At 45.0% G+C, this 12,124-nt stretch carries 16 protein-coding genes and 1 other annotated feature; all 16 genes read left to right on the top strand.

Annotated elements, in window-relative coordinates; translation table 11 throughout:
- The coding region (locus BLW33_RS13240) for an integrase core domain-containing protein (RefSeq protein WP_143032655.1) at positions 1 to 286 on the top strand (286 nt) is incomplete at its 5' end.
- Between the two features lie 71 nt (positions 287 to 357).
- Positions 358 to 1,620 carry a hybrid sensor histidine kinase/response regulator gene (locus BLW33_RS13245; RefSeq protein WP_090309794.1) on the top strand — a complete coding sequence of 421 codons (1,263 nt, stop codon included), beginning with the start codon at positions 358 to 360 and terminating at the stop codon, positions 1,618 to 1,620.
- A gap of 76 nt (positions 1,621 to 1,696) precedes the next feature.
- Positions 1,697 to 2,599: an NAD(P)-dependent oxidoreductase gene (locus BLW33_RS13250; RefSeq protein ID WP_341456161.1), complete on the top strand. Its 903-nt coding sequence runs from the start codon at positions 1,697 to 1,699 to the stop codon at positions 2,597 to 2,599.
- Positions 2,592 to 2,777 carry a hypothetical protein gene (locus BLW33_RS13255; RefSeq protein WP_090309800.1) on the top strand — a complete coding sequence of 62 codons (186 nt, stop codon included), beginning with the start codon at positions 2,592 to 2,594 and terminating at the stop codon, positions 2,775 to 2,777. Before BLW33_RS13250 ends, BLW33_RS13255 begins: the two co-directional genes overlap by 8 nt.
- Before the next feature lie 10 nt (positions 2,778 to 2,787).
- Positions 2,788 to 3,303 carry a GNAT family N-acetyltransferase gene (locus tag BLW33_RS13260; protein WP_242911690.1) on the top strand — a complete coding sequence of 172 codons (516 nt, stop codon included), beginning with the start codon at positions 2,788 to 2,790 and terminating at the stop codon, positions 3,301 to 3,303.
- A gap of 210 nt (positions 3,304 to 3,513) precedes the next feature.
- Positions 3,514 to 3,663, top strand: coding sequence for a 50S ribosomal protein L33 (gene rpmG, locus BLW33_RS13265; RefSeq protein ID WP_090243793.1), 150 nt, complete (start codon positions 3,514 to 3,516; stop codon positions 3,661 to 3,663).
- A 31-nt stretch (positions 3,664 to 3,694) separates the two neighbouring features.
- Positions 3,695 to 4,081: a preprotein translocase subunit SecE gene (gene secE / locus BLW33_RS13270; protein WP_090309805.1), complete on the top strand. Its 387-nt coding sequence runs from the start codon at positions 3,695 to 3,697 to the stop codon at positions 4,079 to 4,081.
- Positions 4,082 to 4,095: 14 nt separating this feature from the next.
- Complete coding sequence (gene nusG, locus BLW33_RS13275) at positions 4,096 to 4,635, top strand: transcription termination/antitermination protein NusG (protein ID WP_090243797.1); 540 nt, start codon at positions 4,096 to 4,098, stop codon at positions 4,633 to 4,635.
- A 41-nt stretch (positions 4,636 to 4,676) separates the two neighbouring features.
- Positions 4,677 to 5,102, top strand: coding sequence for a 50S ribosomal protein L11 (gene rplK / locus BLW33_RS13280; RefSeq protein ID WP_090309806.1), 426 nt, complete (start codon positions 4,677 to 4,679; stop codon positions 5,100 to 5,102).
- A 94-nt stretch (positions 5,103 to 5,196) separates the two neighbouring features.
- Positions 5,197 to 5,886 carry a 50S ribosomal protein L1 gene (rplA, locus tag BLW33_RS13285; protein WP_090243801.1) on the top strand — a complete coding sequence of 230 codons (690 nt, stop codon included), beginning with the start codon at positions 5,197 to 5,199 and terminating at the stop codon, positions 5,884 to 5,886.
- A gap of 39 nt (positions 5,887 to 5,925) precedes the next feature.
- Positions 5,926 to 6,060: a sequence feature (ribosomal protein L10 leader region), on the top strand.
- A gap of 144 nt (positions 6,061 to 6,204) precedes the next feature.
- Positions 6,205 to 6,729 (top strand): 50S ribosomal protein L10, encoded by a 525-nt coding sequence (rplJ, locus tag BLW33_RS13290; protein WP_090243803.1) that lies wholly within the window; start codon positions 6,205 to 6,207, stop codon positions 6,727 to 6,729.
- Between the two features lie 60 nt (positions 6,730 to 6,789).
- On the top strand, positions 6,790 to 7,170 hold the full coding sequence (rplL, locus tag BLW33_RS13295; protein WP_090243805.1) for a 50S ribosomal protein L7/L12: 381 nt from the start codon (positions 6,790 to 6,792) through the stop codon (positions 7,168 to 7,170).
- 160 nt (positions 7,171 to 7,330) lie between these two features.
- A complete protein-coding gene (locus BLW33_RS13300) occupies positions 7,331 to 8,794 on the top strand; it encodes an NAD(P)/FAD-dependent oxidoreductase (protein WP_090309809.1) in 1,464 nt (487 codons plus the stop codon).
- A gap of 96 nt (positions 8,795 to 8,890) precedes the next feature.
- Positions 8,891 to 10,339, top strand: coding sequence for a proline--tRNA ligase (proS, locus tag BLW33_RS13305; RefSeq protein WP_090309812.1), 1,449 nt, complete (start codon positions 8,891 to 8,893; stop codon positions 10,337 to 10,339).
- A 31-nt stretch (positions 10,340 to 10,370) separates the two neighbouring features.
- Positions 10,371 to 11,543: an AI-2E family transporter gene (locus BLW33_RS13310; protein WP_207647845.1), complete on the top strand. Its 1,173-nt coding sequence runs from the start codon at positions 10,371 to 10,373 to the stop codon at positions 11,541 to 11,543.
- 141 nt (positions 11,544 to 11,684) lie between these two features.
- Positions 11,685 to 12,124: GTP-binding protein (locus BLW33_RS13315; protein ID WP_143032657.1), on the top strand; the 440-nt coding region annotated here is incomplete at its 3' end.

The following is a 12,124-nucleotide window of genomic DNA, read 5'->3' on the forward strand; positions in this document are numbered from 1 at the left end:
CTATCGCAAAGCACTCAAAAAATTTCACGTCAGGCAGAGCATGAACAGGGCTGGTGGTCGTTGCCACGATAACGCCAGATGTGAAAGTATGTGGGCACGGATGAAATCCGAACTGTTGTATGACCGCTATGATACCGAAAAAATGACCATCGAAGAATTGAAGGTCTTAATCTGGAGATATTTCATGAGCTACTGGAATAACAGAAGAATCTGCTCATCGATTGGTGGAGTGCCACCTGTAATAAAGAGGCAGCAATATTACCAGTCCTTACAGGATGTTGCATAAGGTCGCTGAATCCTTGAGGGAAATCTGTCAACTATTATTGACAATATCATATCAAAAATGACATCTATATCATGACAAGGGCAGATGTTACAAAATTGCTTTATGAAGAAGAAGAAAAAGCCAATCGTCTTCGAGAGGCGCTGATTGTTGCAGAGCAAGCGAATAATGCAAAATCCGATTTTCTTGCGTCTATGAGCCACGATATCCGCACGCCAATGAACGCTATTGTCGGCATGTGCGAGCTTGCCATTGCAGACGAAACAGATGAGCAGCAGGTACATGAAAGTTTACGGACAATCCAATCTTCATCCCAGTTGTTACTTTCTTTGATTAACAACATTTTAGAAATGAGTCGTATCGAAAGTGGGAAAATGGTTTTTTTGGAGGAGCCATTTTCGGTAAAAAAACAGATTGAAGAAACGGCAAAAAGCTATCAGTTCTTGGCGGCACAGAAGCACCAAAAGTTTGAGGTTTTTTGTGATATTGAACATGATACTTGTAGTGGTGATGTTGCCCGGATTCACAGTGCCATCGACAATGTTCTATCCAATGCTATTAAATACACGCCGTATGGTGGCACCATTACCTATCGTGTATCCGAGCTTTCGTCAAATATTCCATGGATAGGGCGGTATCGATTCGAAATTTCTGATACGGGAATTGGGATTAGTGCGGAAAAGCAAAAACATTTATTTGAACCCTTCTTTCGTGGAGAGAGCGATTTGACTGCAAAAATTGAAGGGACGGGTCTTGGACTTTCCATTGCAAAAGCAATTATTGACCTTAAGGGCGGAACAATTTCGGTGAATAGTGTAGAAAATGTAGGAACGACCTTCGTCATCGAGCTTCCTCTTCATTTTGCAAAAGGTGAGCCGAGGGCAGCATTGCCGACATCACCAGAACGAACATTAACAGCATACGATCTTTCGGCCACCCATATTCTCGTTTGCGAAGATCACGCTGTTAACCAAAGGGTGATACAGCGTATTTTACAAAAGGCAAATGCAACGATTACCCTGGTTGATAATGGGCAGGCAGGATATGAGGCCTTTTTAAAGAGTGAAGACGGCACCTTTGATATGATTTTGATGGATATACAAATGCCTGTAATGAATGGATATCGAGCGACAAAAGCCATTCGTGAAAGCAATCACCCCCAAGCAAAGTCTATTCCAATCGTAGCAATGACTGCGAACGCTTTTTCTGAGGATGTCAAGAAGAGTATGGAGGCGGGAATGGATGGACATTTAGCAAAGCCCATCGTCCCTATACAAATTTATGAAGCGGTCCTTCAATTTACCAAAGGAAGATTAAAAGAGTATTCATCGAGATGAACGAAAAGGGATGATTATATTTTTGTGAAAAAAAGTTGGCAAAGAGACAATAATCATGCTATAATAGCTCACCAAAATACTTTTAGAAGCAGGTAATCAGATGAAAATAGGATTTATAGGCACTGGCGTCATGGGAAAGTCTATGGCAGAAAATTTAATGAATGCAGGACATTGCCTGACGGTTTATAACAGGCACCAATCCAAGGCGGAGGCTCTTGTTGAGGCTGGGGCACGCTTGGCCAAAACTGCTGGAGCCTGTGCCCAAAATCAGGATGTGGTGATCACCATGGTTGGCTATCCTCAGGATGTCGAGGGAGTGTATTTGGGTGAAGGCGGTATTATTGACATGGCCACCCCAGAGACCATTCTGATTGACATGACAACGACGAGTCCCAGTTTATCCCAGAAGATTTACACTGTCGCAAAAGCTCGGGGCCTTTCGGCTCTGGACGCGCCGGTTTCAGGGGGAGATATTGGTGCAAAAAAAGGGACACTCTCGATTATGGTTGGGGGAGATCAGTCTGTGTTCAGGCAAATGCTGCCCATTTTTGAAGCCATGGGCAGCAATATCATCTACGAAGGGGAGGCGGGAATGGGCCAGCATACAAAAATGGCCAACCAAATTGCCATTGCAGGGGCCATTTCTGGAGTGTGTGAAGCCTTGGCCTATGGCAAAGCTGAGGGCCTGGATCTGAATCGGATGCTTGAGAGCATCTCAGCAGGGGCGGCCGGTAGCTGGCAGATGTCTAATCTCGGACCAAAGATGGTGGCGGGGGATGATGCCCCGGGCTTTTTCCTGAAACATATGGTTAAGGACTTGGGCATTAGCCTGGAGGAATCGGAAAAGAAAGGGGTGTCACTCCCAATCTTAAAAGAAGTATTGGCCATGTATCGCTGTTTGGAAGAAGAGGGATACGGGGATTTAGGGACCCAGGCGCTTTTTCATTATTTTAATCATCGGGGAGAACCCTGTGGATGACTGGAAAAAATACCTCATCCTTTTGGGAGGATTAGTCCTGTTGGCATTGTGTACACCGGTACTCATCGCCCTTTTGGGGATTGTTCTTTCTCCAGTTATCGGTATTACGGGGTTTGTGTGTATTCTTTTCATCGTAACCGTGATAATTGCATTTAAAAACAAAAATGAGAGAAAGTAGGCTTGGGTTTTTGACAAAAGTAAAGAAAAATGACGTCATTATTCGAAAGGCTGAGAAAAAAGACTACCAGCGAATTTTGGATATCTTGAATATGGCAATCGCTGGGCGAGCGGTGACGGCACTGTTAACGCCAGTAACCATGGAGGGGAGAAAGCAATGGTTTAAGGATCATGAGGATGGGATCCATTCGATTTACGTAGCAGAGCAGGATGGCTTTGTGCTGGGCTGGATGGCGATTAATGCTTATCGATCAGGCCGTGAGGGGTTTCGAAAGGCTTGTGAACTCAGCTATTATATCGATTCAGATTTTCACAGCCAGGGTATCGGATCGGTCCTTATGGCCTATGTTATTGAAATCAGCCGTCAAGAAGGATTGAAGCATCTGATGCTTATCGTCTTTGCAGATAATTTCAAGAGTATCCGGCTAGCTCATAAATTTAGGTTTAGAATATGGGGAACATTCCCGGATATTGTGGAAATTGACGGGAGAACCACGGATTGCTATCAGTTGGGATTAAAATTATGATGGTTTATGTTTAGCCTTAAAAAATATCTTGAAAAAAGACAAAGAATCGGGTATAATAATTTTATTGTCAGGAAAAGGCAGCCTATGCCTTTTTTTATTGTGCCGTTGACAGCGGGATATCTCATGTGGTATCCTGTATCGGTGAACAAATTTAAGTAAAGATTCGTTTATAAATAATGAATGATATTAATGTAACAGGAGGTGCTGGGCGTGAGAGTTAAAGTTACTTTAGCATGTACAGAATGCAAACAACGGAACTATGATACAATGAAGAATAAAAAGAATAATCCGGATCGTTTGGAAGAAAAGAAATATTGTCGTTTCTGCAAGAAACATACGCTGCACAGAGAAACCAAGTAAGACTGGCTTCAGTCGATAAAAGAGGAAAAAGATGGCTGCAAAGAAAAAGACTAAAAAGGGCAAGCCGTCAGGCCAGAAACGGTCCAATGTCACCAAGCAGAATACTGTGGCACCAGAAGTGGTCAAACAGGAAAAGAATGAAGTGACAGCGGATAAGAAAGCCAAAGACGGAAACAGCAAAGCCAATAAAGCACCTAAAAAGACCGCTAAGAATAAAAAGCCGAACATTTTCGTTCGTGCCATTGATTTCATTAAAAGTGTCTTTGCGGAACTCAAAAAGGTCAGCTGGCTCACTGGTGATGAACTGATGAAAAGTACATCGGTTGTCGCTGGGATCGTAGCCATCATGACTTTAATGACCTGGGTAGTTGACTCAGGACTTGGTGCGCTGGCGGCCTTGCTCATTGGCTCTAAATAGCACTGAGGAACACTATGGAATATGAAAATAACGATCAGCCGATGTGGTACGTGGCCCACACTTATTCCGGTTATGAGAATAAGGTAAAAGCCAGCATCGAAGCAACGGTTGAAAATCGCAATATGGAGGATCAGATCCTTCAGGTTCAGGTACCCGTGCAGGAGGTCGTGGAAACGAAGGATGGCAAACGGGTCATCAAAGAAAAGAAGCTTTTCCCCGGTTATGTCATGGTCGAGATGTTTATGACCGATGAATCTTGGTATGTCGTGCGGAATACCCGCGGCGTTACCGGCTTTGTTGGACCGGCCAGTAAGCCTGTGCCTTTATCCAAGGCTGAGCTCAAAAGCATGGGGATTAAGCAGGCGACCGTCAGAATTGACTTGGAAGTCGGAGACGAGGTCAAAGTCGTAGATGGTCCGCTGGAAGGATTCGCCGGGCTTGTTGAGGAAATCAACATGGAACGGTCAAAAATTAAGGTCAATATTTCCATGTTTGGACGGGAAACCCCGACTGAACTGGAGTTTGAACAAATAGAAAAAATCAAGAACACTTAAGGAAAACTATTCTTCACTAAGTAAATGAAGGAGGTGTTAGTATGGCTAAAAAAGTTATCGGACTGATTAAATTACAGATTCCGGCTGGAAAAGCCACCCCCGCACCACCAGTTGGTCCTGCATTGGGTCAACACGGTGTTAACATCATGGGGTTCTGTAAGGAATTTAACGCAAAAACAGCAAATGAAGCAGGAATGATTATTCCTGTCGTCATCACGGTATATCAGGATCACTCCTATACCTTCGTGACGAAGACTCCCCCGGCAGCTGTTCTGCTTAAGAAAGCAGCTGGCGTGGATAAAGCTTCTGGCGAGCCCAATAAAACGAAGGTTGCTAAAGTTTCACAGGATCAAATCCGCGAAATTGCAACCTTAAAAATGCCCGATCTCAATGCTGCTAGTGTTGAAGCTGCCATGCGCATGGTCGCTGGTACTGCTCGTAGCATGGGCATCACCGTAGAAGAATAATTCGGAAGAAGAAATAGTACACCCGTGGCGAAAGCCACACCTTAAGTGGGAGGAAAGTATTTTCTATCCGCTATAACCACCACAAGGAGGCAATATGAAAAGAGGTAAGAAGTATCAGGACGCTGTCAAATCCTACGACAGACAAGAACTGTTCGATATGGATGCTGCCATCGCCCAGACTAAAAAAATGGCGACGGCAAAATTCGATGAAAGTATCGAACTCCACATCCGTCTAGGTGTTGATTCCCGCCATGCAGACCAACAGGTCCGTGGTGCCATGGTATTACCCCATGGGACAGGGAATGACGTCCGTGTGTTAGTCGTCGCAAAGGGCGACAAGCTCAAAGAAGCAGAAGAAGCTGGTGCCGATTTCTTCGGCGAAGATGAAATCATTGAAAAGATTCAGAAAGAAAACTGGTTCGACTTCGATGTTCTCATTGCAACCCCAGATATGATGGGGAAAGTTGGCCGTTTAGGGCGTGTTCTTGGGCCAAAGGGCCTGATGCCTAACCCGAAATCCGGTACAGTAACGCCGGATATTGCAAAGGCTGTTAAGGATACTAAAGCTGGTAAGGTGGAATATCGTCTGGATAAAACCAACATCATCCACGTTATTATCGGGAAGGCTTCCTTCACCGAAGAACAGTTGCTTGACAACATGAGTGCACTGCTGGAAACCATCAAAAAGGCAAAACCAGCGGCAGCCAAAGGTCAGTATTTCCGTAGTGTCACCATCGCCAGTACCATGAGCCCTGGCGTCAAAATCAACCCAGCAAAAATCTAGTTGACGGGTTACATCGGAAATGTTAAACTAAATAAAGTTGTATAAAGCTTCTTTCATCCATAGACAGTAGGGACAGTCGTTTAAACATCCTACCGAGGCTGAAGTAAGAGTTTAGATATTACGAAATTTCCAAGCTCTCTTCACCGTGGTGGAGAGAGCTTTATACTTCTCTGGTGCTGTCCAAATCTTTGATTTGGTCAACAGCACCTATGCAAGGCTTGTCCAAGAGTCTGAGCCAAAGGCGATAGACGATTGGGAACAAGCTACTGCAAAGGGGTGTTTATCACTCCGAACAATAAAGAAGAAGGAGGTGCACGAATGCCGAATATTGAAGCAAAACAAGTCATTGTTCAAGAAATTGCTGACAAGCTGAAAAACGCGCAGGGTACCGTGGTTGTTGATTACCGTGGCCTTAATGTGGAAGAAGTCACAGATCTTAGAAAACAAGCCCGTGATCAGGGTGTGGACTACAAGGTCTATAAAAATTCCATGATGCGTTTTGCCGCTAAAGAAGCTGGCTTAGAAGGACTTCTGGAAAGCCTGGTCGGACCGACTGGTATTGCTTTCTGTGAATCCGATCCTGTCGCAGCTGCTAAATTATTCAGTAACTTTGCTAAAGATCATAAAGCTTTAGAAATTAAAGCTGGTGTGGTTGAAGGCCGGGTGCTGGATGTTGCAGGTGTTGATGAACTGGCAAAACTGCCGCCAAGAGAACAATTGGTTGCAAAGGTGCTGGGTGGCCTCAACGCTCCCATCGCGGGCTTTGCAAATGTGCTTAATGCCAACCTTAAAGGCTTGGTTGTGGCACTTAATGCCATTGCTGAACAGAAAGCAGAAGCATAAGACGGTCTTTGTGGACTAAAACAAAAAAGAAAATAACAAACATTATTGGAGGAAATAACAATGAGTGAAAAAGTAACCCAGTTAATTGAAGATGTTAAAGGCTTAACCGTTCTGGAATTATCCGAATTAGTTAAGGCTCTTGAAGAAGAATTCGGTGTTAGTGCTGCTGCTCCTGTTGCCGTTGCTGCTGCTCCTGCTGCTGGTGGTGCTGCTGCCGCAGAAGAAGAACAAACTGAATTTGATGTTATCCTGGCATCTGCTGGAGACCAGAAGATCAAGGTTATCAAGGTTGTCCGTGAAATCACTGGCTTAGGCTTAAAAGAAGCAAAAGCTGTTGTTGACGAATGTCCTAAGCCGATCAAAGAAGCCGCAACGAAAGAAGAAGCTGAAGAAATCAAAGCTAAAATCGAAGAAGTTGGCGGTTCCGTCGAAGTTAAATAGTCAAACCATCGAAAACGCATTCTCGTCAGAGGATGCGCTTTTTTGTATATAAAACAGAAGCATAAAAATGAGGCGAGCAGAACGCGTAATACTCCGTAATTTATGCTGTTTTTAAGCCCTTAGGATTATCATTAAGGAAAACTGAAGGTGAGGACTAAAGATGAAATATGATGTTGCAATTATAGGTGCTGGTATTATCGGCACCTCTATCGCCCGGGCGCTCAGTCGCTATCAACTAAAAGTAGCACTCTTAGAAAAGGAAAATGATGTGGCGATGGGGGCGACGAAGGCGAACTCTGCGATTGTCCATGGGGGCTATGCAGAGCCCCACGCGAAGCTTAAAGGCCGTTTGTGTTATAAAGGACGGATGCAATTTGATCGTTTAAATGAAGAGCTGCATTTTGGCTTTGAAAAAATTGGCTCTTTGGTATTGGCTTTCGAAGACGAGCAGCTTCCTAAATTGAGGGAGCTTTATGAAAATGGCCTGGCCAATGGCCTTGAGGACTTGGAAATTATTGATCACGATGCCATCATGGCCATGGAGCCTAATGTCAATCCTGAGGTCAAAGCGGCCCTGTACTGCAAAGGTGCCGGGGTATGCTCCCCCTACGAAATGGCCATTGCCATGGCAGAAAACGCTATTTTAAATGGTGTGGAGCTTTCTTTAAAAACCCAGATCGAAAGCATTGAAAAAGCACCAGAGGGACACTTTGTACTGAATAGCACCGAGGGCAGACGCATCGAGGCTGATTATGTGGTGAACGCTGGCGGGGTTCAATCAGACAAAATTTCAGAAATGGTTGGGGTGGACGATTTTAGAATTCTGCCTCGCAGTGGTGAATACCTGCTGATGGCCCGGGGAACAGGCTCACTGGTGCATAATGTCCTCTTCCAGATGCCCACCAAAATGGGGAAGGGTATCCTTGTGACCCCAACCTATCACGGGAACCTCCTGATTGGTCCCGATGCGGTCAATGAAGAGCTGGCAGATAAGGATACTCACCCTGAACGCCTCATTAAAATCTTTAAAGAAGCCAAGCAAACCACCGAAAAGCTGGATATTCGAAACTTCATCCGTAGCTTTACGGGGGTGCGGGCTGTGAGCTCCACCGATGATTTCGTCATTGAAGCCACTGACATCCCAGGGTTTATTAATTGTGGGGGAATTCAATCTCCTGGGCTCACCTCCTCTCCAGCCATTACTGACCTTGTAGTGGAACTTCTTAGTGAAACCGGGCTCGATTTAAAAGAAGATCCAACCTTTAATCCCTATCGAAAACCTATTATTGAGAAAAAAGAACTCCTGCCTTTTAAAGAAATTAAAGCCAGGATCGACATGCCCTCTGCCCCTGAAAAAATCATTTGCCGCTGCGAACAAGTTACTGAGGAAACCATTATTGATGCCATGTCCCGGGGGATACCGGTCACCACCATCGATGGTGTCAAGCGGCGGACCAGAGCGGGTATGGGATATTGTCAGGGAAGCTTTTGTCGTCCCCGGGTTGCAGCGGTTATGGAAAAGGTTCTGGGCTATCCTGTGGATCCAGGATTTGACGTTGAGCACTCTGGTGTTAACCGAGTGGGAAAAAATGCCATTGTCGATTATGTGAAATCCCAGGATTAGTGACAAGGGAAGTGAGCAAACTGCTTTCCACACCATTTAGGATATGCTATAATGATAAAATTAAAGCATATCGATGAAAGGAATTCATACAAATAAATGGGTAAAAAGCAAAAAAACCAAGTTAAAGAAATTACACCGCGTTCAGAGGACTTTGCAAAGTGGTACACTGATGTTATCTCGAAGACAGAACTATGCGATTATTCACCCGTCAAGGGCTTTATGGTGATCCGGCCTTATGGGTATGCCATCTGGGAAAACATTCAGAAGGCCTATGATAAACGCTTTAAGGACACTGGGCATAAGAATATGTATTTCCCTCTTCTGATTCCGGAAAGCCTATTGAAGAAGGAAGCCGAACATGTTGAAGGCTTTGCACCAGAGGTTGCGTGGGTCACAAAAGGTGGGGATAAAGAGCTGACAGAGCCCCTGTGTGTGCGTCCGACCTCAGAAACCATTATTTGTAGCATGTACTCAAAGTGGCTGCATACTTATCGCCAACTGCCCTTTTTATACAATCAATGGTGTTCGGTTGTTCGTTGGGAAAAAACAACACGACCATTCCTGAGAACTTCAGAGTTTCTCTGGCAGGAAGGCCACACTCTTCACGAAACGGCAGAGGAAGCTCAGGCTGAAACCATGCAGATGTTGGGCATCTATCGTGAAATTGCAGAGGACTATATGGCTATTCCCATGGTGGTGGGCCAAAAAAGTGAAAAGGAAAAGTTTGCCGGTGCATCGGCCACCTATACGATGGAAGCCCTGATGCACGATGGACAAGCCCTTCAATCCGGAACCTCCCATAACTTAGGACAGCATTTTACTGAGGCTTTCGATATTACTTATCTTGATCGCAATAATGAGCAGACCCATCCTTATCATACCTCCTGGGGGATTTCTACTCGCTTAATCGGGGGGATCATTATGGTTCATGGGGATGATAACGGACTGGTATTGCCACCTATGATCGCCCCCACTCAGGTGGTCATCCTTCCGGTAGCCCAGCATAAAGAAGGGGTATTGGATAAGGCTTACGAATTAAAAGCACAATTGGAACAGGCTTTTAGGGTCGAGTTAGACGATAGTGATAATTCCCCAGGGTGGAAGTTTAACCAATGGGAAATGAAGGGCGTTCCCATCCGCCTGGAAATCGGACCCCGGGATATTGAAAATGGACAATGTGTCCTGGCTCGTCGGGATACGGGAGAAAAAGTTTTTGTTCCCCTTGAGGAATTGAATAGAGCTGTATCAGAGTTGCTGAAATCAATCCAACAAAATATGTACGACCAGGCTCTGGCCATGCGGGAAGCGAAAACCTCTGAGGCAAGAGATATGGAGGAATTTAAGCAGAATTTGGCAGATAACCCTGGCTTCATTAAGGCCATGTGGTGTGGGAGCCGAGACTGTGAGGACCGCGTAAAAGAAGAAACCGGGGCATCCATCCGGTGTATTCCCTTTGAAGAGGAACAAGAAGTCATTGGTGAAGGCACCTGTGTTTGCTGTGGTAAACCGGCCCATCAAATGGCTTATTTTGCCAGGGCTTATTAAGATGGAATTTAACAAGCATAATACCCGGGCGATGATTGGGCTGATTGTCCTTGCTTTGATGCTTTGGGCTGGCCTCCAGAATTATCGGTCAGTCCTCGAAGGCATTGCCTGGGCCATTGGTTTGTTCTTTCCTTTTATCATTGGTGGGTGCATGGCCTTTATTATCAATATTCCGATGGCTATTTTTGAGCACGCCCTATTTAATAAAAGGTGGATGGCTGGAAAGCCTCGCCTACAGAAAATGAAACGGCCGATTTCCTTATTGCTCGCGCTGTTTGCCATTATCCTCCTTCTCTGCGTTGTATCATTTTTGATTGTTCCTGAATTTACCGATTCGGTACTTGTCATTAAAGATGCTGGACCAGCCTTTATTAAAGAGATTCAGGGGTGGATCAACAGTATTCAGGGGACATCCCCGGACATCACAAATTTTCTGACAAATTTGTCTTTGGATTGGAGCAATATTGAAGCAGGTATTTTGGGCTTTCTCCAAAAGGGGGTCTTAACCTTCCTTGACGGTACTGTGGATGCAGCAACCTCTATTGCTGGAGGAGTTCTGAGCTTCTTTATTGGTATAATTTTTGCTATTTATGCTTTGTTTCAGAAGGAGACATTGGGACGGCAGTTCCGCAAGATTCTCTATGCGTATGTACCGGAAAAGGTTGCGGATCGTGTGCTATTTATTACCGATCTTTCCTCTAAAACTTTTGGGAATTTTGTGACAGGGCAGTGTACAGAGGCCGTTATTATTGGGGGGCTGTTCTTCATCACGATGAGCATCTTCCGGTTTCCGTATGCTTTGATGATTAGTGTTTTGATTGGGTTTTTATCCTTAATTCCCATTTTTGGAGCTTTTATCGGCTGTGTATTGGGGGCCTTCCTCATTCTAATGAATAGCCCGATTCAGGCGTTTTGGTTTATTGTATTGTTCCTGGTAGTTCAACAACTCGAAGGAAATCTGATTTACCCCCATGTGGTTGGCGGCTCTGTTGGATTACCTTCAATTTGGGTATTAGTCGCTGTGACCATTGGTGGCAATGGGTGGGGTATCGTTGGGATGATTATTACCATTCCTTTATGCTCTGTCTTTTATACCCTTCTCCGTGAGGAGGTCGCTAGTCGTCTGAGAAGTCGCCAGATTGAAAGGAATAAACTGACGGTGTCCGCGGATGAGACGCTTGATAAAACGAGTGAGCGAAAGTAATTGAAAATCAGAGTTTTCCACACGATGGTGCTGTAAACTTTATTAGTGAGTCTTTTGAAAAAAGGCTTGAAAGCCACAGGGCATTTATATATAATGAAGACATCGTAATCTAAAACAATTTTTAAGGAGTTTTTATTCAAAATGGCAAAAGAAAAATTTGAAAGATCCAAACCCCATGTTAACATTGGTACCATTGGTCACGTTGACCACGGTAAAACCACTCTGACCGCAGCAATCACCTCCGTGTTAAACAAGCGTTACGGTTCTGGTGAAGCGGTTGCCTTCGAAAACATCGATAAGGCTCCCGAAGAAAGAGAACGTGGGATCACTATCTCCACCGCTCACGTGGAATATGAAACCCCTGAACGTCACTACGCTCATGTGGACTGCCCGGGCCATGCCGACTACGTCAAAAACATGATCACCGGTGCGGCTCAGATGGACGGTGCGATCCTGGTTGTTTCCGCTGCTGATGGCCCCATGCCTCAGACCCGTGAACATATCCTCCTGTCCCGTCAGGTTGGTGTGCCTTACATCATCGTCTTCTTAAACAAAGCCGACATGGTGGATGACGAAGAATT

Source organism: Eubacterium aggregans, assembly GCF_900107815.1.
Lineage (GTDB): Bacteria > Bacillota > Clostridia > Eubacteriales > Eubacteriaceae > Eubacterium_O > Eubacterium_O aggregans.